Annotated in this window: 24 protein-coding genes; 12 read left to right on the top strand and 12 right to left on the bottom strand. The window is 59.9% G+C overall.

What is annotated here, in order from left to right; all coding sequences use genetic code 11:
* Positions 1 to 129: 129 nt before the first annotated feature.
* From MLC70_RS09125 to MLC70_RS09155, 7 genes are all read left to right on the top strand, one after another.
* A complete protein-coding gene (locus MLC70_RS09125; RefSeq protein WP_248183254.1) occupies positions 130 to 2,616 on the top strand; it encodes a penicillin acylase family protein in 2,487 nt (828 codons plus the stop codon).
* A 115-nt stretch (positions 2,617 to 2,731) separates the two neighbouring features.
* Positions 2,732 to 3,811, top strand: a complete 1,080-nt coding sequence (locus MLC70_RS09130) for a TRAP transporter substrate-binding protein (protein WP_248183256.1) — start codon at positions 2,732 to 2,734, stop codon at positions 3,809 to 3,811.
* Between the two features lie 109 nt (positions 3,812 to 3,920).
* The gene (gene potA / locus MLC70_RS09135) at positions 3,921 to 5,045 is read left to right on the top strand and encodes a spermidine/putrescine ABC transporter ATP-binding protein PotA (RefSeq protein ID WP_248183258.1); all 1,125 of its coding nucleotides are present in this window, start codon (positions 3,921 to 3,923) and stop codon (positions 5,043 to 5,045) included.
* Positions 5,038 to 5,895: a spermidine/putrescine ABC transporter permease PotB gene (gene potB / locus MLC70_RS09140; RefSeq protein WP_248183260.1), complete on the top strand. Its 858-nt coding sequence runs from the start codon at positions 5,038 to 5,040 to the stop codon at positions 5,893 to 5,895. The genes potA and potB overlap by 8 nt, the downstream gene beginning before the upstream one ends.
* Positions 5,892 to 6,665, top strand: a complete 774-nt coding sequence (gene potC, locus MLC70_RS09145; RefSeq protein ID WP_248183262.1) for a spermidine/putrescine ABC transporter permease PotC — start codon at positions 5,892 to 5,894, stop codon at positions 6,663 to 6,665. Before potB ends, potC begins: the two co-directional genes overlap by 4 nt.
* On the top strand, positions 6,662 to 7,702 hold the full coding sequence (locus tag MLC70_RS09150) for an extracellular solute-binding protein (RefSeq protein ID WP_248183265.1): 1,041 nt from the start codon (positions 6,662 to 6,664) through the stop codon (positions 7,700 to 7,702). The genes potC and MLC70_RS09150 overlap by 4 nt, the downstream gene beginning before the upstream one ends.
* A gap of 161 nt (positions 7,703 to 7,863) precedes the next feature.
* Positions 7,864 to 10,161 carry a sensor domain-containing diguanylate cyclase gene (locus tag MLC70_RS09155; RefSeq protein WP_248183267.1) on the top strand — a complete coding sequence of 766 codons (2,298 nt, stop codon included), beginning with the start codon at positions 7,864 to 7,866 and terminating at the stop codon, positions 10,159 to 10,161.
* Positions 10,162 to 10,181: 20 nt separating this feature from the next.
* Here MLC70_RS09155 and MLC70_RS09160 read toward each other — a convergent pair whose 3' ends face one another.
* The 6 genes from MLC70_RS09160 to MLC70_RS09185 form a co-directional block, all read right to left on the bottom strand.
* Complete coding sequence (locus tag MLC70_RS09160; protein ID WP_248183268.1) at positions 10,182 to 11,594, bottom strand: alanine/glycine:cation symporter family protein; 1,413 nt, start codon at positions 11,592 to 11,594, stop codon at positions 10,182 to 10,184.
* A gap of 117 nt (positions 11,595 to 11,711) precedes the next feature.
* Entirely contained in the window at positions 11,712 to 13,295 is a 1,584-nt protein-coding gene (locus tag MLC70_RS09165) for a hypothetical protein (protein ID WP_248183269.1), read from the bottom strand.
* A gap of 83 nt (positions 13,296 to 13,378) precedes the next feature.
* On the bottom strand, positions 13,379 to 13,822 hold the full coding sequence (locus tag MLC70_RS09170) for a universal stress protein (RefSeq protein WP_248183270.1): 444 nt from the start codon (positions 13,820 to 13,822) through the stop codon (positions 13,379 to 13,381).
* A gap of 33 nt (positions 13,823 to 13,855) precedes the next feature.
* Positions 13,856 to 15,142, bottom strand: a complete 1,287-nt coding sequence (locus tag MLC70_RS09175) for a TRAP transporter large permease (protein ID WP_248183271.1) — start codon at positions 15,140 to 15,142, stop codon at positions 13,856 to 13,858.
* Between the two features lie 33 nt (positions 15,143 to 15,175).
* Complete coding sequence (locus MLC70_RS09180; protein WP_248183274.1) at positions 15,176 to 15,769, bottom strand: TRAP transporter small permease; 594 nt, start codon at positions 15,767 to 15,769, stop codon at positions 15,176 to 15,178.
* Between the two features lie 104 nt (positions 15,770 to 15,873).
* Positions 15,874 to 16,905 carry a TRAP transporter substrate-binding protein gene (locus MLC70_RS09185; protein WP_248183276.1) on the bottom strand — a complete coding sequence of 344 codons (1,032 nt, stop codon included), beginning with the start codon at positions 16,903 to 16,905 and terminating at the stop codon, positions 15,874 to 15,876.
* 244 nt (positions 16,906 to 17,149) lie between these two features.
* On the opposite strand from MLC70_RS09185, the gene MLC70_RS09190 reads away from it, so the two are divergent.
* Positions 17,150 to 17,611, top strand: a complete 462-nt coding sequence (locus tag MLC70_RS09190; protein ID WP_248183280.1) for an META domain-containing protein — start codon at positions 17,150 to 17,152, stop codon at positions 17,609 to 17,611.
* Here the strand turns inward: MLC70_RS09190 and MLC70_RS09195 are convergent.
* Positions 17,595 to 18,119 carry a YqiA/YcfP family alpha/beta fold hydrolase gene (locus MLC70_RS09195; protein ID WP_248183281.1) on the bottom strand — a complete coding sequence of 175 codons (525 nt, stop codon included), beginning with the start codon at positions 18,117 to 18,119 and terminating at the stop codon, positions 17,595 to 17,597. The two genes, MLC70_RS09190 and MLC70_RS09195, sit on opposite strands and share 17 nt — an antisense overlap.
* Before the next feature lie 179 nt (positions 18,120 to 18,298).
* Here MLC70_RS09195 and MLC70_RS09200 point away from each other — a divergent pair, with 179 nt between their 5' ends.
* Positions 18,299 to 18,823: a glutathione peroxidase gene (locus MLC70_RS09200; protein ID WP_248183389.1), complete on the top strand. Its 525-nt coding sequence runs from the start codon at positions 18,299 to 18,301 to the stop codon at positions 18,821 to 18,823.
* A gap of 3 nt (positions 18,824 to 18,826) precedes the next feature.
* On the opposite strand, the gene MLC70_RS09205 is transcribed toward MLC70_RS09200, so the two are convergent.
* The 3 genes from MLC70_RS09205 to MLC70_RS09215 are packed head-to-tail and all read right to left on the bottom strand — an operon-like array spanning position 18,827 to position 21,287.
* Positions 18,827 to 19,810, bottom strand: a complete 984-nt coding sequence (locus tag MLC70_RS09205) for an LLM class flavin-dependent oxidoreductase (protein ID WP_248183282.1) — start codon at positions 19,808 to 19,810, stop codon at positions 18,827 to 18,829.
* Positions 19,811 to 19,840: 30 nt separating this feature from the next.
* A complete protein-coding gene (locus MLC70_RS09210; RefSeq protein ID WP_248183284.1) occupies positions 19,841 to 20,470 on the bottom strand; it encodes a metallophosphatase domain-containing protein in 630 nt (209 codons plus the stop codon).
* Positions 20,471 to 20,510: 40 nt separating this feature from the next.
* A complete protein-coding gene (locus MLC70_RS09215; RefSeq protein ID WP_248183286.1) occupies positions 20,511 to 21,287 on the bottom strand; it encodes a crotonase/enoyl-CoA hydratase family protein in 777 nt (258 codons plus the stop codon).
* A gap of 116 nt (positions 21,288 to 21,403) precedes the next feature.
* Between MLC70_RS09215 and MLC70_RS09220 the strand changes: the two genes are divergently transcribed.
* The 3 genes from MLC70_RS09220 (at position 21,404) to MLC70_RS09230 (ending at position 24,502) form a co-directional block, all read left to right on the top strand.
* Positions 21,404 to 22,804 carry an ethanolamine ammonia-lyase subunit EutB gene (locus tag MLC70_RS09220; protein ID WP_248183288.1) on the top strand — a complete coding sequence of 467 codons (1,401 nt, stop codon included), beginning with the start codon at positions 21,404 to 21,406 and terminating at the stop codon, positions 22,802 to 22,804.
* Positions 22,801 to 23,640 (top strand): ethanolamine ammonia-lyase subunit EutC, encoded by an 840-nt coding sequence (gene eutC, locus MLC70_RS09225; protein WP_248183290.1) that lies wholly within the window; start codon positions 22,801 to 22,803, stop codon positions 23,638 to 23,640. The genes MLC70_RS09220 and eutC overlap by 4 nt, the downstream gene beginning before the upstream one ends.
* Before the next feature lie 145 nt (positions 23,641 to 23,785).
* Positions 23,786 to 24,502, top strand: coding sequence for a ParA family protein (locus tag MLC70_RS09230; RefSeq protein WP_248183292.1), 717 nt, complete (start codon positions 23,786 to 23,788; stop codon positions 24,500 to 24,502).
* 46 nt (positions 24,503 to 24,548) lie between these two features.
* Here MLC70_RS09230 and MLC70_RS09235 read toward each other — a convergent pair whose 3' ends face one another.
* Together MLC70_RS09235 and MLC70_RS09240 are read right to left on the bottom strand one after the other, a co-directional pair.
* A complete protein-coding gene (locus MLC70_RS09235) occupies positions 24,549 to 25,991 on the bottom strand; it encodes a hypothetical protein (RefSeq protein ID WP_248183294.1) in 1,443 nt (480 codons plus the stop codon).
* Positions 25,991 to 26,203 carry a hypothetical protein gene (locus MLC70_RS09240; RefSeq protein WP_248183297.1) on the bottom strand — a complete coding sequence of 71 codons (213 nt, stop codon included), beginning with the start codon at positions 26,201 to 26,203 and terminating at the stop codon, positions 25,991 to 25,993. Before MLC70_RS09240 ends, MLC70_RS09235 begins: the two co-directional genes overlap by 1 nt.
* Positions 26,204 to 26,263: the final 60 nt, after the last annotated feature.

A 26,263-nucleotide genomic window follows, 5' to 3' on the forward strand; every position in this document is an offset into this window, starting at 1 on the left:
AATTACGTGACTGCCGCCCAGCTCAAGGCATAAATTTCATCCCGGCAGGGAACCCTTTTCATCCGCTGGCCGTTTGTAAGTGACAGGGCGTCAGCTTTGTAACCAACAATAACAACGACGGATGAAGCCATGAACAATAAACTGAAACTGGGCGGGATTGCCGTGTCTGCAGTCCTGCTTGCCGGCTGTCTGAGCAGCAGTGGCAGCGACGGCTCCGATGCCCCGGCGCCGGTGGTTGGCGGCAATGAGCAAGTCTTCAAGGCAACCCTCAAGCGTACCGCCTTCGGCATTCCCCACATTGAAGCCGATGATTTCGGCAGTATGGGGTACGCCTACGGCTATGCCCAGGCCGAAGACAACCTGTGCCTGCTGGCGGAAGATACCCTGACCATCCGCGGATTGCGGGCCCGCTTTCTTGGGGCCGGGGGTAACTACCAGATACCCTCCAATGGCGCCACCACCACTAACCTGAATGCTGACTTCTTCTGGCGGGCAACGGCGACGGACGACGCCATCCAGCCCCTGAAAACTGGCAGCGACCCCGAGGTGGGCGAGGCCTCCCGGGGCTATGTGGCCGGTTTCAATCGCTATCTGCAGGAACTTCGCAAGGGCCAACATCCCGGTCGCCATGAGGCCTGCCGGAATGAGCCGTGGCTGATGCCCATTGAGGAAGATGACATGTACCGTCGCTATCTCCGCCTCGCGGTGCTGGCGTCGTCATCGGTGTTCGTGGAAGGCATTGCCACGGCGCAGCCGCCCGCGACCGACGTACCGGAGCTGTCGGCTGACGCCATTCTGGATGCGCTGGCTGACCTCGGCATTGAGGATGGCGGGGCCCTGCCGTTCCCTTTTGACACCGAGCTGCCCATCGGCAGCAACATGTACGGGTTGTCGGCCGGTGCCAGTCGCAGTGGTGAATCCCTGCTGTTCGGCAACCCCCATTTTCCATGGGAGGCCACCGAGCGCCTGTATCTGGCGCATCTCAAGGTCGGGGACGATACCGAGATTATGGGAGCGGCGCTCTATGGCCTGCCGGCGGTGCTGATCGGTTTTAACGAGCATTTTGCCTGGAGCCACACGGTCTCAGCGGCCTACCGTTTCAGTTTCTACGAGTTGACGCTGAATCCCGCCGACCCCACCCAGTACCTTTACGAAGGCGAATTCGTGGATATGGAGGCCTCGGACATCACCGTGCAGGCGATGGACGATACCGGGGAGTTGAGCGAGGTCACCCGCACCCTGTACCGTTCCCGTTATGGCCCCCTGCTGACCTTTGAGGCGGCCGGTGTGCCGATACTGAACTGGTCCAATCTCAAGGCTTACACTCTGCGGGATGCCAATGCCGAGAATGACCGGTTACTGAACCAGTTTTTCCGCTGGAATCAGGCAGACAGTTTCGAGGAATTCGTGGAACTCCACGGCAGTGTGCTCGGGACGCCATGGGTCAATACCGTCGCCACCGGGCCCGGCAAGCCGGCGTATTACGGTGACCTGACGGTGGTGCCCAATGTGCCCGACAGCAAGGTGCAGGCCTGTACCACGTTACTGTCGCCGGTGTTTGACCTGCTGGCTCCGGGCCTGCCGCTGCTGGACGGCGCCCGTGCCGATTGCCAGTGGGACAATGACCCCGATGCACCGGCAGAAGGCGTGTTCGGGCCCGCCAACCTGCCATCGCTGCAGCGGGATGACTGGGTGCATAACTGCAATGACAGTTACTGGGTTACCAATCCCGCAGAACCACTGACTGGCTTTGCGGCCATTATCGGTGACGAGGAAACCCCCCGGTCCCTGCGCACCCGCAAGTGCATGGAGCAGGTGATCCAGCGCCTCGATGGCTCCGATGGACGACCGGGCAGTACCGGTTTTGATATGGCCAACCTGCAGGACATGGTGCTTGACAGCTCGCTGCTGTCTGAACAGCTGGCCCGCGAGAACGTCCTGAACGCCTATTGCCCCCTCGGCACGTTGTTGGGCAGCGATGGCCAGCCGGTAGACATCTCCGAAGCCTGCACCGTATTGCAAAGCTGGGACGGCACCCATAACCTGGGGTCTGTCGGCGGGCACATCTGGCGCGAGTTCTGGCGGAATGTAGACCCGTTGCCGGTGGAATCCCCGATCAAATGGCTGACACCCTTTGATCCTGCCGATCCGGTCAACACGCCGGCAATGTTGAACGTCTTCAGCCCATTGATCCAGACCGCTTTCGCGGACGGCGTTAAGGCCATCCAGGATTCACCCATGGCAATGACCGCCGCTATGGGCACGCTACAGGTATCCGGCCTGCACGACACCGCCATTCCGATTTTCGGCGGCGAAGGCTTCGAGGGCGCCTTTACCATTGCCAGCTCGCGGCCGAACGACCTCAGCGATGGCCAGTACAACGTGAACTACGGCAACAGCTACATTCAAACCGTGACCTGGGACGAGGCCGGCCAGCCACTGGCGGAAGGGTTTGTAACCTATTCCCAGTCCACTGACCCGGCCTCGCCCTATTTCAGCGACATGACCGAGGCCTATTCCGGCAAGCAATGGATCCGCTTCCCTTACCGGCAGGCCGAGATCGACGCTGATCCGGAACTGGTGCGTTACCGTCTGGTGGAACTGGAAGGTAACTAGTTGAAATCGCCAATGGGGCGGGCACCGGCGCCGGAGCCCGCCCCATTGGCTAAGCGGTATTTGGCGGGCTACTATGGTCGGGATTCCAGGAACCTATCCGATAACAGGTAACACCATGCCAACCCTTACTCACCGCAAATCCTATTTTGCGGCTATCGCGCTGCTGCTGTCGATGGTCAGCACCTCACTGATGGCAGACAAGACCTACACCCTGCGGCTGGCCGAGACCTGGGGGCCCAATTCACCGATCCTGGGGGATACACCCCGCAGCATGGCCGCCATGGCTGAGAAGATGTCCGCCGGGCGCCTGAAGTTCCGTATTGATTCCTCCAACAAACACAAGGCACCCTTCGGGATCTTCGACATGGTGCGCCAGGGTCAGTACGACATGGGGCATACTGCCTCCTACTACTATAAGGGCACGATCCCCAACGCCATGTACTTCACCACCGTGCCGTTCGGAATGCTGGCGCCTGAACAGTATGCCTGGTTCTACTACGGCGGTGGCATGGAGCTGATGGAAAAGGTTTACCAGCCCCACGGTCTGTTGTCTTTTCCCGGCGGCAATACCGGCAATCAGATGGGCGGTTGGTTCCGCAAGGAGATCAACTCCCTCGAGGACCTCAAGGGGCTGAAAATGCGCACCCCCGGGTTTGCCGGCGAGGTGATGTCGGAAATCGGTGTGGCGGTCACCAACATTCCACCCGGCGAGCTCTACACCGCCCTCGAGCGCGGCACCATTGATGCACTGGAGTGGGTGGGGCCGGCACTGGATCTGCCCATGGGCTTTCATCAGATCGCGGATTATTACTACTCCGGCTGGCAGGAACCCGGGGCGGAGGTTCAGTTCCTGATCAACCAGAAAACCTGGGATAGCCTGCCCGAAGACCTTCAGGAGATTCTGCGGGTGGCCATGCGTACCGCGGCCTACGACATGTACAGCCAGAGCACCCACATGAGCGCGGAGGCCTGGGACCGCATGAAGGAAGACTACCCCGATGTGACCCACAAGACTTTCCCACCGGAGGTGATCGAGGCGTTGCGGGAGGCCACCGACAAGCTGCTGGCGCAGGAAGCGGAGAACGACCCGCTGGCGAAAGAAATCATCACCTCCCAGCGTGACTACCTGCGGAAGGTGCGCAAATGGACCAACATCTCTGACAAGGCCTATCTGAACAGCATCGCTACCGACTGATCAGGGATTGCTGAAAAGGGTGCAGTGGCTGCTTACAAAAGCCTGCTGTGCCCTTTTTGTTTGCAGTGGTTTCTGGAAAAATAGGCCGCTCATTATTGAGGCAGGGCCGATGAAACAGACACTGCTGTCATTGCAGGGCATCAGCAAGGTTTTTGCAGACAAAACCGTACTCGATGGCCTGGATCTGGACATCTACGATGGCGAGTTCATTACGCTGCTGGGACCGTCCGGTTGTGGCAAAACCACATTGCTGCGCCTGATGGCGGGTTTCGAGCAGGCTGACGCCGGTCGTATCCTGCTTGGCGATAACGACATCAGCCATGCGCCTCCGGAACATCGCCCGCTCAACACCGTCTTCCAGCATTACGCCCTGTTCCCGCACATGACCGTCTTCGACAACGTCGCCTACGGCCTGAAAATGGAAAAGCGGCCGAAACACGAAATCCGCGAGCGGGTCGAAGACGCCCTGGCCATGGTGCAATTGGGTGACTACGCCCGCCGCAAGCCCCACCAGTTATCGGGCGGTCAGCAACAGCGTGTGGCGATTGCCCGCGCGGTGGTCAAACGGCCCCGGCTGTTGCTGCTGGATGAGCCGCTGTCTGCACTGGATTACAAACTGCGTCGCACTATGCAAGTGGAGCTCAAGCGTTTGCAGCGGGAACTGGGCATCACGTTCGTTTTCGTGACCCACGATCAGGAAGAGGCGCTGTCCATGTCGGACCGGGTGGTGGTGCTGAAGGACGGTGTGGTTCAGCAACTCGGTACGCCGCGTGAAATCTATGAACGCCCGGCCAACCTCTTTACCGCCCGTTTTGTGGGGGAAACCAATTTGTTCCCCGGGCGCCTGAAGCAGATAACCGAAAGCGCAATCACCGTGGACGTGTTCGGTGTGCACAGAACCCTGCGCAGACCGGATTTTTCGGTGGCTGACGGTCAGAGCGTACACGTGCTGCTGCGCCCTGAAGACATCCGTGTGCTGGAACCGAACGCCGATCATGGTTTGTCTGGCAAAGTGGTGGAGCGGAATTACAAGGGCAGCACCCTGGATTCGGTCATTCACCTGGACGATGGCACCGAGGTGCTGGCCAGTGAATTTTTCGACGAGGATGACCCGGCATTCGATTACCGCCTGGGCGAGCCGGTCAAGGTGAGCTGGGTCGATGGCTGGGAATGGCTGCTGCCGGAAGAAGCCGGTCAGGCGGTGCCGGACGGGGAACGAACGGCCGATGCTTAGCGTGCGGCAGCAGCCGTTCAAAACCGCGGTGCTGGTCCTGGTCTGGGGCTGGCTGTTGTTTCTGGTGCTGGCCCCGAATCTGCTGGTGGTCGGCGCCAGTATGATGACACGGGATCCGGTGTCGTTTCTGTCGCTGCCTCTGAATCTGGACGCCTACCGCCAGCTTTTTGATCCTCTCTACCTGGAGGTGTTTCTCCATTCGCTCTTCATGGCGGCGATGACCACGCTGGTGTGCCTGCTGATTGGCTATCCTTTTGCCTGGGCATTGTCCAGGGTGGGCAAGCAACGGCAGCTGTTGCTGATTTTCCTGCTCATTGTGCCTTTCTGGACCAATTCGCTGGTGCGCACTTACGCCCTCAAACTGATCCTCGCCACCAACGGACTGCTGAACAACGGGTTGATGTCCCTGGGGCTCATCGATGAGCCGTTGCAGCTGCTGTATACCGAAGGTGCGGTGATTGTCGGACTGGTGTACCTGTTGTTGCCGTTCATGATTCTGCCCCTGTACTCGGTGTTTGATGACCTGAAGCAGGAAGTGTTGCTGGCGTCCCACGACCTGGGGGCAGGGCGCCTGTCCACTTTCATTCACGTGATCGTGCCGCTTACGCTGCCGGGCGTGCTGGCGGGCGTGATGCTGGTGCTGCTGCCGGCCATGGGTCTGTTCTTTGTGCCGGACATCCTTGGCGGCTCGCGCCATCTGCTGGTGGGTAATGTCATCAAGAACCAGTTTCTTGATGCCCGCAACTGGCCGTTCGGTGCGGCCGCCAGCATCGTGCTGACGGTGGCCATGGCGTTTCTGATGTTCGCCCATCGCCTAAGTAAGCGGCGTCTGGGGGAGGAAGGCCCGTGACACACCGATGGTTGCCGCGCACCTACCTTACGCTGGTTTATATCCTGCTCTACGTGCCGATCGTGGTGCTGGTGGTGTTCTCGTTCAATGAATCCCGTACCGGATATGCCTGGGAAGGGCTGAGCCTGCGCTGGTACGAGGCGCTTTTCAATAACCGCGCCATGGTAGCGGCTATGTGGAATTCGATCTGGCTGGCGCTGTCGGCGGCCACGGTTTCCACGGTGATCGGTGCGCTGACCGCCCTGGCGTTGCACCGTTACCGGTTTCGGGGCAAGAAGCTGCTGAACGGCATGCTGTTTGTGGTGATGATGTCGCCGGAGATTGTGCTGGCGATTTCCCTGCTGGCGCTGTTTTTGCTGGTCGGCCTGCAACTGGGCTACGTGTCCCTGTTGCTGGCGCACGTGACCTTCTGCCTGCCGTTTGTGGTGATCACCGTGATGGCCCGCCTGAGCGGGTTTGACGACAGCCTGCCGGAGGCAGCGCGGGATCTTGGCGCGTCCGATTTCACCATGACCCGCACCGTGCTGATACCGGTGATCATGCCGGCGTTACTGGCAGGCTGGCTGCTGGGGTTTACACTGTCTCTCGACGATGTGGTGGTCAGCACCTTCGTGAGTGGCCCCAGCTATGAGATTCTGCCGCTGCGCATCTATTCCATGGTGCGTGTGGGCCTGAAACCCGAGGTGAACGCCCTCGGCACCTTGCTGCTGGTGTTTTCACTGGTCATGCTGATGTTGTCTCAATGGATTCTGATAAGGAGCAAACGATGAAAAAACTGGCGCTGGCCGGCTTGCTGGCTGTGGGACTGACCGGCTGCAGTTCTGAAGAGCCGCAGGTTCTGAGCCTCTATAACTGGTCCGAGTACATGCCCCAGGAGGTTCTGGACCGCTTTACCGAGGAGACCGGTATAGAGGTTGTCTACACCACCTATGACAGCAACGAGGCAATGTATGCCCGCCTCAAGTTGCTGGACGACAGTGCCGCCTACGACCTGGCGGTGCCCTCAACCTACTACGTCAGCAAGATGCGCCAGGAAGACCTGCTGATGCCCATCGACCGCAGCAAGATCGAGGGCTTCAACCGGCTTGACCCCGAGCTGGTGAACCTGGACATCGATCCGAATAACCAGTTCTCCGTTCCCTATCTCTGGGGCACCACTGGCCTCGCGGTTGATACCGCCGATATTGAGGGTGAGCCGGTAAACGCCTGGCAGGACCTGTGGGATGACCGCTTCGAGGGTCGGGTCATGCTCACCAATGACATGCGGGAAGTGTTCCATGTGGGCCTGCGGGTGCTGGGTTATTCCGGCAACAGCACCAACCCGAAGGAGATTGAGGAAGCTTACAAGAAGCTGTCGGAGTTGATGCCGTCCGTGCGCACGTTCAACTCCGATGCGCCACGGATGCCCTACCTGGAGGGCGAAACCGATGTGGGCATGATCTGGAACGGTGAGGCGGTGATGGGCAAGGACACCATGGGCGCGTTGGAATACGTGTACCCGGAGGAAGGGGTCATCGCCTGGCTCGACAGCTTTGTGATTCCGAAGAATGCCCGCAATCCGGACGCCGCCCACCAGTTCATCAGCTTTGTATTGCAGCCCGAGATTTCAGCGCTGATCAGCGAGGACATCGGCTACGCGACGCCGAATCTGGAAGGCCGTGAGCTGCTGGACGATGCAGTGGCGGGCAATCGCGCCAGCTATCCGACACCCGAGGACATGGAAAACGCCGAGTTTCAGGTGGATATCGGAGACGATGCTTTGCAGGTGTACGCAAAATATTGGGAGATGCTGAAATCCGGCCGCTAAAAGCCACGAACGTGTATTAGTTTGCAAAGAGCGGAGGCCCGAGGCCTCCGTTTTTTTGTCTGTCGCGCCGTGCACCTTGCGGATTGTCCGTTTGGGCCGTATCAACGGGGAGTGGTCTATAATCAGGGCAGACCGCCAACCTATTCAGGGTCTCCTTGCTGATGCCACCGTCAAGCCTGCCACGCCTGATCGTCCCTCTCCTGCTGGCATTCTGTCTGTCTGGCCAGGTGCTTGCTGCATCACAGCCTGTAACCGAGGGCTGGGAATATCGCTGGGGCGACTCTCCCTTTGCTCCCGCCGGTGTCCCGGAATGGGTGCGAGACGAAACACCGGGGCAATGGCACCAAATCGGCTTCCCCTCCAATCCGCCCGGGCGGGCCGGGCGTGAAAACGTCTGGTTTCGGGTGACCCTTCCTCCCGGTGACTGGCAGGAGCCGGTGCTGTACATCTTCAGTGTGGACCTGATTGTCCAGGTATATCTGGACGGAGAGCGGATATACCAGCACGGCACATTTGACGAGGTAGGGCGGGGCCGGTTTGAGGGCTGGCCCTGGCATGAGGTCCCGTTGCCGGAAGGTTTCGAGGGCAAGGAGCTGTATTTCCGCGTGTTTTCCAATTACACCGATATCGGCCTGTGGGGGGAAGTGTCGGTCATGGATCGGCCGGATCTGGTGCTCTATATCCTTGGCAATTCCATGGAAGCGCTGATTATCGCCGGATTTTCCGCCCTGATCGGGCTGCTGGCACTGTTCTTCGCCATCCTCCAGGCTGAGAAAAAGAGCTTCGCCAGCATCGCCCTGTTTGCCTTTTCATCGGGCCTCATGCTGGTGGCGGAAAGCCAGGCCAGCCTGCTGGTTTGGAATGCCCCGCTGGCCTGGGATTACCTCGCGGCAGGGTCTTACTACCTGTTGCCGGTGGCCATGGCGCTGCTGCTGGAACAGTGGTTCGCCGACCAACGCCCGTGGCTGATCAATCTGGTGTGGAAGGTCCATTTTATCTACCTGGCCGGGGCTCTGGGGCTGTCCGCGGTGGGCGCCATCAATCTGTCCTCCACTTTTCCGCCGTTCGATCTGTTGTTCCTGGTGTCTCTGGTTACCATCAGTGTGGTGGTGATTAAGCGGTTTCGGGATCTGGCGATAGAGCGGCAGATCATTTTGCTGACCTACGGTATTTTCTGTGTGTTGCTGATCCTGGACATGGCCGTTGCCCACGGCTTTTTGCCCTGGGGTCGGGTGCCGGTAAGCTGGGGCGCCCTGGCGTTCTCGCTGTCGGTGGTGATCATTTCGCTGGTGCACTATGCCCGCAATCAGCACGCCCTTCACACCCTGAATGTTTCTCTCGAAAAGCAGGTCACCGAGCGAACCCGCAAAGCGGAATCTCTGGTGCATCGCGAACAGGCCCGGGTCCGGTTGCTGACCTTCGAGAACGAGAAGAACCGGGTGCTGAACGACATCATTGCCGGCTTGCAGGACTGCCTCAGCCTGAATCAGGCGTTCAATTACCTGTCCCGGGTCATGCCGGATCTGTGCAGCCCCCTGCGCGGCGCACTTTACCAGCGGGTGGATGACGGCAGGGCGTACGAGCGTTTGAACTACTGGGGTTATGCCCGGGAAATTCCGGATTTTGCCCTGATCCTCGACACCACCGAGGGCGTCCCGGAGGCAACAACGCTGCCCTCAAGATACCGGACATTCCCGGAGGATTACGAAGACGACAAACGCGCCGGACTGAATGGCTCGGTGTGCCTGTACCTGGATGTCCAGTCCGCCAGTGAGGGTATGCTGACGCTCGGGTTACTGATGGTGGAGATTCCTGATGATTTCTCTTCCGAGGGCGCTGATTACGGAGCGGCCCGCCTGTTTCACGCGCTGGATCAGGGCATGCAACGCATCAGCATTACCCTGTCCAGCATCAGTCTGCATGAGGAACTCCAGAAGTACTCCTACGAAGATGCGCTGACCGGGCTCAAGAATCGGCGTTACTTCAATCAGTTACTGGAGCATGAAGGTGCGGTGGCCGAGCGCAGCAAAGTGCCCCTGGCGTTGTTGATCGTGGATATCGACCATTTCAAACGCTTCAATGATACCCATGGCCACGAGGCCGGCGACAGCGCTCTGAAAACCGTTGCCTGCGTGCTGTTGCAGCAGTTCCGTGACAGCGACGTGGTCTGCCGCTTTGGCGGTGAAGAATTTGTGGTGATCATGCCAGGCGCCAGTTTGGCGAGTGCGCGGGACAAAGCCGAGCGCCTTTGCCGGGTGTTGCGGACGACGCCGGTACAGCACGGTAGCAGGAGCCTGGGTTGCGTTACTCTCTCGGTTGGTGTGGCTGCCTGGCCCGAATGCGCGCACAATCCGGACGCTCTGCTGGGGCTCGCCGATAGCGCGCTCTACAAAGCCAAGGAAGGTGGTCGCGACCGGATTGAGGCGTGTCCGACAGACCTGCCCGCCCGTCTGGAGTGACGGCGGGCAGATGGATGACCTCAGTGCCAGATATCGCTGTCGATTTTCTCGTGCAGCTCCGGATAATCCTTCGAACGGAAGTGCGGCACCGCGCCTTGCTTGCGCTGGGCGAGGTAATCCCGGGTCAGCTTCACCACCGTGCCCGAGAGCAGCACAATGGCCACCAGGTTGATCGCTGCCATCAGCCCCATGGAGGCGTCAGCGGTATTGAACACGGTAATGACGGCCTCGTAACCGCCCCAGATCACCATGCCCAGTGCCGCCAGACGCAGGACCGTTACGCCGAGCGTATTGCCACCTTTCAGATAATAGAGCGCATTTTCCGCGTAGGTGTAGTTGGCCACGATGGATGTAAAAGCAAAGAACAGAATGGCCACGGCAATGAAGTAACCACCGAAATCGCCAAGGTGGGCTTCCATTGCCTCCTGGGTCAGTTGCGTACCGGTGACGCCGGAACCCGGTTCCAGCACGCCGGAGAGCAGAATCATGACCGCGGTGGCGGTACAGATGATGATGGTGTCGACGAACACCCCGAAAGCCTGGACCAGACCCTGGGATGATGGGTGATGAGGTGCCGGCGTGGCGGTCGCTGCAATGTTCGGCGCTGAGCCCATGCCGGCCTCGTTGGAAAACAGCCCCCGTTTGATGCCGTTCAGCATAGCGGCAGTGACCGAGCCGGCCGCGCCGCCGGCCGCTTCCTCGAGCCCCAGGGCGCTTTTGACAATCAACATCAGAATGCCCGGCACCTCGGTGATGTTGATGGCCATAATGCCCAGCGCAACCAGAACATAGGCGCCGGCCATGAACGGCACCACGAACTCGGCGAAGCGGACGATCTTGCGAAGACCACCAAATATGACGACGCCGGCAAGCACCGCGATCACAATGCCCACGGTCAGTTTCTCAAAACCGAAGGCGCCGGCCATGGCATCCGCGATGGAGTTTGCCTGCACGGCATTGAACACCAGCCCGAATGAGATGATCAGGCACACCGCGAAGATGCCCGCCGCCCAGGGTGCCCGCAGGCCCTTGGCAATGTAAATCGCCGGGCCGCCCCGATACTGCCCCTTGCCGTCACGAACCTTGTACAACTGAGCCAGGGTGCTCTCGGCATAGCCGGTTGCCATGCCTACGAGCGCCACCATCCACATCCAGAAAATGGCGCCGGCACCCCCTAGGTAGAGTGCCACCGCCACGCCGGCCAGGTTACCGGTGCCAACACGGGAAGCGAGGCTGGTGCACAGGGCCTGGAACGGAGAAATGCCGTGTACGTCACTTTCCCGCGAGCCGCGAATGGCCCGCACCATTTCGCCAAAATTGACAAACTGAAGGAACCTCAGGCGAATGGTGAAAAACACACCGACGGCCAGAAGCCCATATACCAGAACGTAACCCCAGAGAATGGAGTTGAGGAAGTCAACCACTGCAGTCATACCGACGCCTTGTCGTTGTTCGAATTGGATTGAGGGTAGGCCGAAAAGTCTAGCAGCTGGATTTCAGAGAGATGTTGCGGATATCCGAAGTTGACCCGGATATCCGCGCGTGGTTCATCAGTGCGAAGGGAAGGCGGTCCAGCCGGTTAACCAGCTGCTTTGCAGGCGTGGGTTGAGGGCGCCAACCCAGGAGGCAGACTCATCGAAGAATTCCGATTTCGGAGGCGTTTTTGCCGCCATTTGTCTGACCTGGCCGCGGGAAAAGAAGTTCGGATTGACCGGGTCGCGGGCGGTAACGTGCAGGGCACTGTCGAGGCGTCTGGCGTTACCGTTGCGGGCATCTGTCAGCCAGCGATTCTCGCTGAAGCCGAAATCGTCGTTGCCGCTGCCGGATTCGTCAGAGTCTCTGCCGAGGTTGCCGGTGTTGGCAATCATGTTGTGGGAGAACGTGAGGGTGCCATTGTTGACCAGGGTCGCAACTTCGTCCCTCAGGTCGACGGCCTCGATACCAAAACTGTCCACGATCATGTTGTGGAAGTGCCCGCCGGTACCCTCGCGAAGCACCATGCCGCGGTGGGTTGTGGCGGTTTGCCCGGTTCCGGCCAGGGTCACGTTGTAGAACACCGGCTCGGAGCGCGGCAAGGCCTGATGATCGTTGCCGTTGTTGTCCCCCTCGAAGGCATTGTCACCCACGTCACTGTGCTGCTGCACAACGAGGAACTGAACCCGCCCGGTCCAGCCCCAGTCCCAGTCTATGCTGTCGTCCGCAGCGCCGGTGACCACAATGTTCTTGAGGTCGACGGAGCCCCCAAACATCTCGATGCCATCGTCCAGGGCCCGGTGGACCTGAACATTGCGGACGATGGTGTCACTGCCGCAGCCACCCAGGGTCAGGCCGTTGAGTTCATTGTTCTGGTAAACCTCGAAGCCCGCGAATTCGATGCGGGTGTACTCGATGACCCCGCAACTGTGGCGCGGATCCTTGCCGCCAAATTGACCACGTGCGTCCTGTTCCGAAACGCCCTCGATTGACGCGCCGGGCTGGTTAACCGGTGCTTTGCCGAGAACGACCACCCCGCCCCAATCGCCTCGTGAACGCTTCCCTTCAGGCTGATTGCTGGTAAAGACGACCGGGCTGTCCGGGCGACCGCGGGAAAACAGCTTGCTGCCGCTGTTCACAATCAAGGCCGAACCATTGTTGCCTTTCACGGTGACGCCGCTCTCAATGGTGAGTTGGGCATTTTCGACGAAAATCGGTTTTTCGAGAATGTAGGATTTTCCGGACTCCCACACCGTGTTGGCAATGATGTCTTCATGCACGCGGACCGTCTGAGGCTCAAAAGCGGTGAACCCGACGATGGCGATAACACCGGCGACAGCGCCGGGCGCCATCCAGACCAGATTGCGGCGGAACCAGGAGTGATCGCGCGTCGTTGACTCGGGGGGGGTGATTTGCGCAGTTGAAGTGGTGGCAGTTGCCATCAGGGGTGCGCCGGTGTCTTCGGCACGGATCTCCTCCGCCAGTCGCTTCAGTTTCTCGGAGCCGGCGCCCTCAACACGACGCAGGACATCGCTCCGGTACCCCGGTTCCCGCAACAGATTATTCAGATGAACAAAAGACACACCGGGGCATTCGCCCTTGTCTATCAGGCGCTTGAGGCGCCAGAGTTTTTCCACCAGCAGAGATGAACGATCCGACATTGATACAGCTCCAAAAACACATGTCGGACCGTTTCTACCGCGTCAGTGTGACGTCTGTGTTACGAGTGGGCTATCGGGCCCCGCTACACCACCAGTACCGGGCATTTGGCATGGGAAGCGACCCGGTGTGACACGCTGCCCAGCAGCATGCCGTCTTTGTCGCTGTGGGTGCCGCGGGTGCCTACCACGATCAGATCCGCCTCTTTGTCCTCTGCGAATTTGACGATCACCTTGGACGGGCGGCCGCCTTTGACGAAGCCTCGCACTTTGGTGGCTCCATGGTCCTTTGCAAGGTCCTTGGCGTGGTTGACCACGCCTTTGGCGTAATCCGAGAGCACTTTGTCGGGAATGTCGAGCTCAACCGGGCGTTCGATGGACAATGACGCTTCGAACAGGCTGTGATGCTTGAACACGCAGAGTATGTAAATCTCTGCATCCGGCATCAGTTTCTGCAGCGCAATGGCTTTGTCCAGCGCTTTGAGCGAGGTTTTCGAACCGTCCACAGCAACCAGCATTTTCTTGAACATGGCTTTCTCCAATTGGCTATGGCCCTATCCCCGTCAATCCCGGAAGGCAAGATCCCTCAGGAACAAGGCAATGTCCGGGAAGGCGATGATCAGCCCGGCCGCGGTCACCAACATGAAAATGAACGGAGGTGTGCCCCGGATCACCTCCAGGTAGGGGCGCTTGAAAATGGCGATGGCGGTGAAAATATCGCAACCAAACGGTGGCGTCGCCGAGCCGATGGCCACCTGCAGCGTGATCAGCACGCCCACCAGTACCGGGTCGAGCCCGGTGGACTGAATGGCGGGAGCAAAGATCGGCGTCAGAATGAGTATGACTACGATCGGATCAACGAACATACAGGCGATGAAGAAGGCGATACAGATCGCGACCAGCACGCCTACGGGACCGGCATCATTGACCCCGACGGATTCCAGGATCGCCTGGGGAATCTGGGCAAAGGAGATGATCCAGGAAAAGCCATTGCCGACCGCGACCAGAATGAAGACCACCGCCGTGATCAGGCCGGTGGATTTGGCGATGCGGTAGATGTCAGGCAGTTTCAGGGAACGGAAAACCACAAATTCCAGCAGGAAGGCATACAGCACACACACCGCGGCCGCTTCCGTGGGGCTGAAAATGCCGCCGTAAATACCGCCAACGATAATGACCGGGAAGAAGAGCGGCCAGAGAGCATCCCGGACGGACACGGCCCGTTGCGTCCAGGTCGCCTTGTCCTCCGTCGGCACGTTGTTCTTATAGGCGTAGATCAGGCAGTAAGCAGAGAACATCAACAGGATCAGCACGCCGGGTCCGATGCCGGCAATAAACAGTTCGGCAATGGAGGTGCCGGACACCACCCCGTAGATGATCATGCCGATGCTGGGTGGAATCAGGAAGGCAATGTCGCTGGAGTTGATAATCAATGCCAGGGTGAACGGATCGGAGTAACCCGCTTTCAGCATTTTCGGCCGTAGCGGCGAACCCACAGCGACAACGGTAGCCTGGGTAGAACCGGACACCGCGCCGAACAGTGTGCAGGACGTGGCGGTACTGATCGCGAGGCCGCCTTTGAAGTGACCGATAAAGGCCATGACCATATTGATCAGGCGATCTGCGGACTGGCCTCGGGTCATGATGTCAGCGGCGAGGATGAACATGGGAACCGCGATCAGCGAGGCCGGCCGGATACCCCCCATCATCTGCTGAATGAAGGTGCCCATCTGACCGAAACCATCAAACATCATTACAAACCCGACCACTGCACCGGTGATCAGTGGGACCATCATCGGGAAGCCCAGCAGCAACAACCCGACCATGACCAGCATCATTATAGTTGCCATGTTTTTATCCTTTCTGATTTGGGTCTGCGGGGGTCAGACTTCCGATTCGGTGTCTGCATAGCCATCAACCACGCCAGTTGAGAGATAGACGTCATCACTGGTGATGTTTTTGACCGCGGTCAGCAAATACTGGATCCCGGTAATGGCGAAGCCGATCGGCGCCCAGACGTAGATCCACCAGATTTCGAACCCGAGTGCTGGGAGGATGCGGCCACGGCTGTGCAGCGTTTCCACGTAACCAAACGCGTGATAGCAGAGAAAAAACATGACCACCGACGTGAACAGGGCAATAAATATCATCAGAACCTTGCGGCCTTTGGCCGGTATGGCGTCGTACACCGCTGACATGCGAATGTGTCGACCGTGCCGGGCTGCGTAGCCAATGCCGGCAAAGGTGATCAGGATAATGAGGATGCGGTTGATTTCTCCGGAAAAGAACAGGCCTTCGCCAAAGACAAAACGTGCGATTACATTGATACAGGTATTGATCGCCATCAGGATCACGCCAGCCGCCAGCATGACAGCCTCTACCTTGCTGATGAACACATCAATGGTTCCCAGAAACCCGGGCAAGCCGGACTCGTAGCTACCGGTGTCGTCTTCTATCTCCGGGGATTTCTCGGACATGGGTTCTGCTCCAGAACATGTCGCTCCCGGCCGGAAGGAGGTCCCCGGCGGGGCGGGGTGAAACGGATTCCCGCCGGCGTACCGGCGGGAATAGATGGCGAGGTTCAGTCGTCGCTTTGCACTTCTTCAAGATCTTCCTTGAATTGGGCCAGCAGTTCCTTGCCGCGCTCTCCGGTCATCTCGATGAACTTTTCTTCCACCTGCGGCGCACGGGCCTTGAAAGAGGCGATCTGCTCATCATTCAGGCGGGTCACCGTGACCTCATCACTGGCTTTCTGGATTTTCCCCAGAGCCTCATCGGCAAGCCCGTCGATGTGCACAATGATTTCTTCGAAGGCAAAGTCGGCAGCGTCCTGAACCAGCTTTTTGTCTTCATCGGACAGGCCTGCGTAAAAGTTCTGGTTTGCCATCATGGCGGTGGTGAACCAACCGTGGCTGGTGAATACCAGGTTTGGAGACACTTCGTACAAACCACCGGACTCGATCCAGAAGATCGGGTTTTCCTGACCCTGGATCATGTTGGTCTGCAGTGCACCGTACACTTCGCCCCAGGGAAGGGGGGTGGGGGTGGCACCGAAGGCGGAATAGGTCTCGGACAACAGCGGGTTGGTCATGACCCGGATCTTCTTGTTGTTGAAATCCTCGGGGCTGGTGACCGGCTCATCAACAGTGACGACCATCTCACCTTCCGGATACATCTGCAGAAGCTCAAGGCCCTTCTCGGCATAGAGTTCCGGGAAGTCCTCATTGATCGCTTCACTCTCACGGAAGAATTTGATCACCGTTTCCATGTTGGTCGGCATCAGATAGGGAATGAAGAAAATCTGCGCTTCCGGAATCAGCGAACCGGTGAAGCCCGGAGACTGATTGACGAAGTTGAGAATGCCGGCCTGGGTCTGTTCCATGATGTCGTCAGACTCACCGAGTTCCCCGAAACGGAAAATCTGCAGGGTGTGGTCGGAGTTTTCCTCAATGTACTCTTTGAATTTGTAGGCGAAGACATCCTGGACATCACCCTCGTATTCCTCGTGGGCATAGCGCCAGTTGGCGGCGTTCACCGAGTTCGCCGCGGTCAGGGCTGCGAAAGCGATCGCGGATACACCGGCCAGTTTTCTGAATTTACTCAAGCTGCTCATCGTGTTGTCTCCGTTTGATTTTTTCGCTGTAATTTCTTGTTACATTATTAAAGACTGGCAAATCAAACCGAGTTTCGCAAGAAATTGGCCAATTTAGCCGGCTGGTAAGTCACACTTCAAAATGGTTTTGGCGGGCCGCATCATGGCGCGCTCTGGTGGTGCGGTACGTAGCGTTTTAGTGCGACCGGTCGCCTCGTTGATTGCTATCGCATTGGATAATGCGCACACAGTGGAGGATGGACTCATGGATACATTCTGGAATCGCGCCCGCGGGCTGGTGGCTGTTGTGGGACTCGTCCTGCTCACCGGCTGCGTGTCTCAGCCGATGCCCGGAGAGGGGGGCTTTGAGGCGGAGGTACCGCTGACGAACACATACTGGCAGTTGCATGTGGTGGCGGGTGAACCGGTGGCCGATTCCGACGCGGCCAGCGAAGCCCACCTGATTTTACGGGACGATGGTATGGTGAACGGCTTTGGTGGCTGCAACGCGTTTCGCGGCGAGTACGAAGTGATCAACAACCGCAATCTTGTCTTCAGCAGTATGGCGAGCACCCGCCGTGCCTGTCAGAACAGGGACAATCCGGAGCGGGCACTGTTTGCCGCCATGGCCAGCACCGCCGGGGTTCAGATGGGTGCGCGCCGCTTGCATCTGCTGAATTCCGAGGGCGAGACGTTGGCGGAGTTCGTCGCTACACGCCAGCCCTGATCAGGAATTGGCGGAATTCAGCCACGACCCGGTCAAGGCTGTGCTCCAGGCGGTGGCCATCGGCCAGCATCAGAATGGGCAGTCCCTGTTGTTGTGCCAGGGCAATTACCGGCATCACCGGGACCACGTCGTCGTCCCAGCCGTGAATGATCTGTGCGTGGTCGGCAACAATCCGCGGGCTGGACTGGGGGTAATCGGGCAGAGCCAGTGCCGGGGCGAGCAAAAAGCAGCCGAGCACCGGTTGCTCGGCGCTGGTTTGCGCACACACCCAGCCGCCCATGCTGGAGCCGGCGAGAATGGTGCGCTGCGGAACGGCTCCAGCCTGCGCCATGGCGTGACGCATTTGTGCCAGCCGGGTTGCCGGATCCTTGCTGCTGCGATGGTCGACCGCCTCGGCGATCACCCCGGGAACGTCCTCTGCCGCAGCTTTCATGGCCTGGATCTTGGTGCTCCCCGGACCACTCTCCAGGCCATGGGACAGGAAAACGTGGGTGGTGCGCTGAGTCATGGCTAAAGGTCCCTGTTTCAGACGAGATACGATGTTCAGGCATCATGCTGCGGCCCGCCAGCGATGTCCAGACAGCGGACTGTGACCTGTTTTCATCGTGTCCCCGTAACACTTCAGAGTTATCACAGCAGCAGGCAGGAACGGTCATGGTCAGGTTATCGGGTTGGTTGACAGCACTGATGTTCTTGGCGCCAGGCATAGCCGCCGTTGGTGCAGAACCGCAGCAACGCGAATGCCCCGCGTTTCTCGATCATGATCAGCGCAAACTGCATTCCCGTGACACCGTGAACCTGTGCGATGTGGCGGCCGGTAAGCCGATGCTGGTGGTCAACACCGCCAGCCGATGCGGTTTTACCGGACAGTTCGAAGGGCTCGAGGCGTTGCACAATCGGTACCGGGAGGAAGGGCTGGTGGTGGTCGGCTTTGCCAGCGATGATTTCCGTCAGGAGGCTGACAGCGAGGAGGAAGCCGCCAAGGTGTGCTTCGTGAACTTCGGTGTCACTTTCACGATGATTGCCCCGGGTGCCGTCACCGGCGCCGACGCCAATCCGGTGTTCAGCGCCATCAACGCTCAGAGCCAGCCGCCACGCTGGAACTTCACCAAGTACCTGCTTGATCGGGAAGGTAACGTAGTGGCGTCTTTCCCCAGCCAGGTGCGCCCGCAGGATACCCGGCTGACCTCCGCGATCGAAGAGCTGCTGTAGCGATCAGGCCCGTCTCAGGATATCCAGGGCGTGACGTCTTTTCTGCGGGTCGTAAATGTCAATGGTAAACATCAGCTCATCCACCTCGACCGTGCTCAGTAACCGGTCCAGTTGCTGTTTCGCTGACGCCGGGCCACCGAGAATCTGCAACGACAGAAAATCCCGCACACTGGCTTCCTCACCTGCATTCCACAGGCCGGCCATGGTGTCCACCGGCGGCTTCATCCACAGCGGTTGGCCCCGGAACAGCGCCAGAATGCGCTGGTAGCTGGTGGTTGCCAGCCATCGGGCTTCCTCGTCGGTATCGGCGACGACGGCCGGAACAGACAGCATGGCGTAAGGTTCCTGTAGCTGTTCCGAGGGCTGGAAATGATCGCGGTAGACCTTCAACGCCTCACGATACAGCCGCGGTGCAAAGTGACCGGCGAAGGCGTAGGGCAGGCCCCGCATGGCTGCCAACTGGGCACTGTAGAGACTGGATCCGAGGAGCCAGATCGGCACGTGGGTGCCGGCACCGGGAATCGCTTTGACCGGCTGCCCGGGCTGCAGCGGCCCCAGCAGAGTCTGCAGGCGGGCGACGTCTTCCGGGAACTGCTCGGCCCCGAGTCCGTCACGCCGCAACGCACGGCTGGTGATCGGGTCGGTGCCGGGTGCGCGTCCGAGGCCGAGATCAATGCGCCCGGGGTAGAGGCTCTCCAGGGTGCCGAACTGCTCGGCAATGACCAGTGGCGGATGATTCGGCAGCATCACCCCGCCGGAACCGACCCGCAGCCGCTCGGTTTTGCCCGCAATGTGGCCGATCAACACCGAGGTGGCCGAACTGCTGATGCCCTCCATATTGTGATGTTCGGCCAGCCAGAAGCGGCTGAACCCCAGCTTTTCGGCGTGCTGGGCGAAGGCCACGCTGTTGGCCAGCGTGGTGCCTACGGAATCACCCTCACGGACGGAGGCCAGTTCCAGCAGCGAAAGGGGCGGGCGTTGCGGCATGGTGTGCTCCGGTGGCATCGGGCCTGGGGTTTACAGGTCGATCACGATGGGTGGATTCAGCGGTTTGAAGGCGCCGGTACAGGTGCTCGCATTCACGTAAAGGCACTGGCCGATCTGGTGCTGACCAAAGCTCTCATGAATGTGCCCGAAAATATGGAGCCTGAGGTTCAGGCTTTCAACCGTGTCGGCAAGATCGTTACAGCCGACACTCTGAAAACCGGTGCCGGTCGGAACGGCATCCAGGATGCCGGCGGGCGGGCCGTGGGTAATCAGCACATCGGTGTCACGGGGAATCCGGGACCAGCGCTCGGCCATGGCCGGGCCACGGTCCAGATTGAACGCCCAGTTAAAGAACACCGGGGTCCACGGGCTGCCCCAGAATTTAAGGCCGGCCAGCTCCAGCCCTGTGTCCTGCAGATAGTGGGCGTGGCGCACCAGGGCACGGGCGTCCTGGGGTTCGTCCTGGAAACACCAGTCGTGATTGCCAGCGATCAGAATCTTGTGAGTGTGGGGTTGTTCCGCAAGCCAGTCATCGAGGTCTTCCAGCTCCTCCAGTGTCCCCACGCCGAGGCAATCGCCGGAATGGATCAGGATGTCTCCCTCGGGCACGTCAATCTGTCGATGCATGCTGTGGGTGTCGGAAATACAGACCAGCCTCATGTATGGGTATCCGCCTGGAGATGTGGGTGGAAGGTCAGTTTCAGAACTGACCGTGACGACCGGCACCGTTCTTGAACCTTTTTGCGCCTTCAATGGACTCCTCAAAAACTACAGGGTACCCCGCGGCTCCCTCGGCAACCAGTGCGTTGTGCAGTTCCAGATCCCACTGGCGCAGGGCCGAGGCTCGGTCTGCCAGCAGGCAGCGCTGGGGAAACGCGGCCAGTTCACGGGCAAGAGTCCGGGCGCTGTCCAATGCCTTCCCATCATCAACCACCCGGTTGGCCAGACCCATGGCAAGGGCTTCCTCCGCCTGCACCGGCCGGCCGGTCAGGATCATGTCCATGGCACGGCCGTGGCCGACGACTCTTGGCAGTCGTACGGTGCCACCATCGATCAGCGGCACGCCCCAGCGCCGGCAAAACACACCGAACACCGCGGATTTTTCGACCACCCGCAGATCACACATCAATGCCAGTTCCAGCCCCCCAGCCACGGCATAACCGGAGACCGCCGCAATCACCGGTTTGCTCAGTGTCATGCGGGTGGGGCCCATCGGTCCGTGGCCGGTGCCGTGGGGATCGATCTCGTTGCGGCGCTCGGGGTCGTCCAAGGCTGCCAGATCCGCGCCGGCGCAAAAGTTTCCACCGGCACCGCAAAGAACCGCTACTTTTAAAGCACGGTTTTCCTCGAATTCGGTAAACGCCCGGCGCAGCGCGCTGGCGGTGGGGCGGTCCACGGCATTGCGCTTGTCAGGGCGATTGAGGGTGATGGTGAGAACGCCATCATCCACGGAGGTCAGCACGAGTTGGTCAGTCATGGTGGATGTCCTGTTGATCAAAAGGGAGTGGGGCAGAACCGTTACACCAAGATAGCACCAGACGGTGGCATAACCATTGCGTGAAAAAAGAATACGATGCGAAGTGAGGGCGAGGCATGTACCGATACACCCTGGGTGTTCAGACCTGGCAGTTTCAGACGCTGGCAGAGTTGATGGCGAAGGCAACACCTGCCCGCTCCGGTGACCGCCTGGCCGGAGTAATGGCGTCTACCGCGGAGGAGCGGGTGGTGGCGCAGATGGCGCTGGCGGAGCTGCCGCTGAACACCTTTCTGAATGACGCGCTGGTGCCTTACGAAAGCGATGAGGTCACCCGACTGATTCTGGACGATCACGACAAGCATGCGTTCGCGCCCATCGCCCATCTCACGGTGGGTGACTTTCGTAATTGGCTGTTGGGCGATCAGGCAACACCGGAGGCGCTCGCAGGCATCCGCCAGGGCATCACCCCGGAAATGGCCGCCGCCGTCTCCAAGATCATGCGTAATCAGGATCTGATTCTGGTGGCGTCCCGTTGCCAGGTCACCACCGCGTTTCGCAACACCATCGGCACTCCGGGCCGGCTCTCGACCCGATTGCAGCCCAATCATCCCACCGACGACATCACCGGCATTGCCGCCAGCATTCTTGATGGCCTGCTGTATGGCAGCGGCGATGCGGTGATCGGTATCAACCCGGCTACCGACAACGTGGCCCAGAGTGTGCGGCTGATGAAGATGATGGACGAAGTGATCCGCCAGTACGACATTCCCACCCAGTCCTGTGTCCTGACCCATGTGACCAACACCCTTGAGGCCATCGAACAGAATGCACCGGTGGATCTGGTGTTCCAGTCCATCGGTGGCACCGAGGCCACCAATCGCAGTTTCGGTTTCGACCTGGCGACCCTGGCAGAAGCACAAAGCGCCGCGCTGTCATTGCAGCGCGGTTCGGTGGGCAACAACGTGATGTATTTTGAAACCGGCCAGGGCAGCGCCCTGTCAGCGAATGCGCACCACGGTGTTGACCAGCAAACCTGCGAGGCCCGGGCCTATGGGGTGGCGCGCAAGTTTGATCCGTTGCTGGTGAACACGGTGGTGGGCTTTATTGGTCCGGAGTACCTGTACGACGGCCGGGAAATCACCCGCGCCGGCCTGGAGGATCATTTCTGCGGCAAGCTACTGGGTCTCCCCATGGGTTGTGACATTTGCTACACCAATCACGCCGAGGCCGACCAGAATGACATGGACAACCTTTTGACCCTGCTCGGCGTGGCGGGCTGCAATTTCATCATGGGCATTCCCGGTTCCGACGACATCATGCTGAATTACCAGACCACGTCGTTCCACGATGCGCTCTATCTGCGGCGGGTGTTGAACAAGCGCCCGGCGCCGGAGTTCGAGCAATGGCTGGCACGGATGGGGATATTCCGCGACAGCCGCGGACAATGGCCCGCTGACACCCTGCCGGAGGCCTTCAGCGCGAGCCTGTCCCGTCTGCCGGAAGGAGATGACCAATGACCGATTCAACGCCGGAACTGGTGACGGATAACCCCTGGCGCCGCCTGCGGGCCTATACCGATGCCCGGATTGGTCTTGGCCGTGCCGGCACCAGCTTGCCGACCCGCGAGTTACTGGCATTCCAGCTGGATCACGCGCGGGCCCGGGACGCGGTGCACCTGCCGCTGGATACCGGGGCGTTGCTTGAAGCACTGACGACCCTGTCGGCGGCCTGGGGCCTGCCGCCGCCGCTTTTGCTGCACAGTGAGGCGGCGGACCGGGTCACGTACCTGCAACGCCCGGATCTGGGCCGACGTCTTGATGCGACATCCTGCAAACATCTGGATCGCTCCGGGCACACCCACCAAAGCCCGGTAGATCTCGCGCTGGTGGTGGCCGATGGGCTGTCCTCGCGGGCGGTACAACAGAATGCGGTGCCACTGCTGCAGGCATTTCTGGCGTTGCCTGAGTTGGCGCCTGCCGGCGGGCAGCGGGCCCCTCTGTGCGTGGTGACCCAGGCGCGGGTGGCGATCGGTGACGACATCGCGCAGCGGCTCAATGCCCGTTGTGTGGTGGTGCTGATCGGCGAGCGGCCCGGGCTGAGCTCGCCCGACAGCCTGGGCCTCTATCTGACCTGGGCGCCGCAACCGGGGCTGACCGATGCCAACCGCAACTGCATCTCCAACATCCGTCCTGGCGGCCTGGATGTCGATGAGGCCAGCCGGCGGTTGCGGTATCTGCTGAATGAAGCGCGTCGCCTCAACCTGTCCGGAGTCGGGTTGAAGGATCGATCCGCCCAGGCCGTGATTGAACAGGGGTACGGCAATTTTCTATTGAGGCCGCGGACGGGTGGGTAACAAGGGAGAGTGCTGTCATCAAACTGTCACGACTCAGTGCCATGATCAAAACTTCAGGACGATCTGTAGGGTTTTGAAAATCGTGTCTAAGCTTTAACCGGGGGTCGCCCCGGTTTTTTTATGCCTGCAGGTCGGGAGCCGCAGAATGAAAACAATCGCGTTCTACAGTCTCAAGGGCGGTGTGGGCAAAACCGCGTCGGCAGTGAACATCGCCTACCTTGCCAGTCAGGCGGGCTATTCCACGCTGCTCTGGGATCTGGACCCTCAGGGCGCCTCCAGCTGGTACCTGGCCGGGGCCGATCGCATCAAGGGGCATAAGTTGTCGGCATTGATGAAGGGCAAAAGCCCGATCGCTGACTTCATTCATGCAAGTCGCTATGACAACCTGGATTTCATCCCCTCGCACACCAGCTTCCGTAATCTCGACGTCAACCTGATCAAGGAGTGGCTGGCACCGTTGTCGGAGGAGACCAGTCTGGTGGTGCTGGATTGCCCGCCATCGCTGTCACGGCTGTCGGAGCAGGTGCTGAAAGCGGCTGACCGGGTGTTCGTGCCGGTCATTCCCACCTGGCTATCCCTGAACAGCTGGGAGCAACTGCGGACCTTTGCCAAAGATCACAAAATCAAACCCTCGCGGTTGCGCCCGTTCTACGCCATGGCGGACCGACGCAAGAGCCTGCATCGGGAACTGATTGATGATCAGGAGCGACACTTGCCGGCTAGCCTGAACACCATTATCCCCAACGCCAGCGTGGTGGAGCGCATGGGTGAACAGGGGGTGCCGGTGGAATTGCTGGCGCCACACTCGGTTGCCGCCGACGCCTACCGCCGGTTGTGGCGGGAAATCAACGGGCTGCTGTAACGAACCGAAAGAGCTCAGTGTGCTGGTGCTCGGACCGCTGACGGCGCTACTGTCGTAGCGCCTTGAGCAGATCTGTGCCCATGTTCTCGGCATGGGTTTTCAGTGCCTGTGACGCCTGGCGGGACTGGTAGCGGATCACGTCGGCGATCTCCCGGGCCTGGTCCGGCAGCCGGACCCGCGAAATCAGGGTGACCAACTCGTTCCAGTCATTATTGCCGAGCAATTCCGAGCGATTGAGCAGCCGTTCCAGCAGCGCACCGTGGTCCGCGGCCATCAGGCTGGCGATCAACTCCTGCCCCTTGCGTGGCAGTCGTCGTGCAAAGCGGATCAGCACCCGAATCTGCCCGGTGGTTATGCCCGATGCCACCATGGCCCGCAGAATGATGTTGTCGGTGAAAACGTCGAGGGTGGTCAGTTCCCGGAGTTCCTCGTCCGACATTCTGCCAATCAGAGTGAGTACCAGATCGGCGTGTTCTTGCCGCACCGCGTCGCGGATAAACGATTCCAGGATATCGGCACCCTGTCGCAACCCCACTTTGGCCACGAAAGCCTGCAAATCGCTGTTCATCGCGGCGATCAGGGGCAGGGTATTGGCCATCAGCCCCTCGTCATGGGCGGCCTTCATCAGGCCTTCCAGAACCTGCTCGTCCCGCAATGCCTGCAGATGCACCAGTGAACGCTGATGGCGTTCCTTGATGGTGTCCAGAGAGCGCAGGATCGGCCCCCACCAGGCGTGAGCATTGGCGACATTGATCAGTTCGTTGAGGGTGCCCGGGTCACGCTCCACGATCAGGTTGGTGATCCGGCTTTTGATGTCCCGTCCCACCTGGTCGATCACCCAGATCAGGATCGGCCAGGTGTCCGGGTTCCCAAGCCCCGAGAGAATGATGCGGTTGAGCCGATCGTTATCAATCAGACGGATGATGTCCCCGAGTTTTTCGGGCTCGTCCATGTAGAAAATGGTGCGCAGCAGGGCGGCATCGTCGCTGACCAGTGCCAGTACCTGACGAATGACCGCCGCTGGCAGCGCGTCCGCCAATTGGCCCGCCCGCACGTATTGCCGTTGCTCAATAAGCGCTACCGCCACTCCGGTCAGCTGTTCGGCGGGAATGTGCCTGATCAGGCCGCGCAGCGCCCTCGGATCTGAAATCAGCGTGATCTCGGTGAGGAATGCCACCGGCAGACGACGGGCAATTTTTCCTACCTTCAGCGCGTCAACAAACGGCAGCGTGCCGGCTGCGACCGTTGCCCCGCAATGCTCCGCCAATGCCGCGGAACGCTTTGTCGGTAATGCGCTGACCAGACGGCCAAGGCGGCCGAAGGTGGGGGCTGCAGAGCGGTGCAGCTCATCCAGAATGGCGTCACGGGTCTGGCGAATCTGACCGGGTTGGCAGGCATCCGCCAACTCTCGGGTGGGAGCGGGCAGTTCGCCGATCAGGGCCTCGAGTTTCTCGAGCTCGGCGAGGGTCTGCAGTGAGGAAATCGTCATCACGCGTCACCCTCTGCCGTGTCGGGTTTGCCAGTCGCCATGCTGAATACCAGCCGTGACGGCAAGGGCAGCCTGAGGCGTGCGGCCGCCAGTTCGCTGGCAATGTCCTGACGATGGCGGGCCACGGCGCTGTCGGCTCCGTCGCGGATGGCGCCGGCCAGTTCATCGGGCAGAGTGTCGAGAATGTCGGGCAGGTTCGCGGCAGGTGTCATGGTGAGCCTTTTTTCGCTTGTTCTTGTTAATTTGCTCTTGCAACTTTATTTTAAAAATGT

The sequence above is a fragment of the Marinobacter goseongensis genome (genome assembly GCF_023156235.1).
GTDB classification, from domain to species: domain Bacteria; phylum Pseudomonadota; class Gammaproteobacteria; order Pseudomonadales; family Oleiphilaceae; genus Marinobacter; species Marinobacter goseongensis.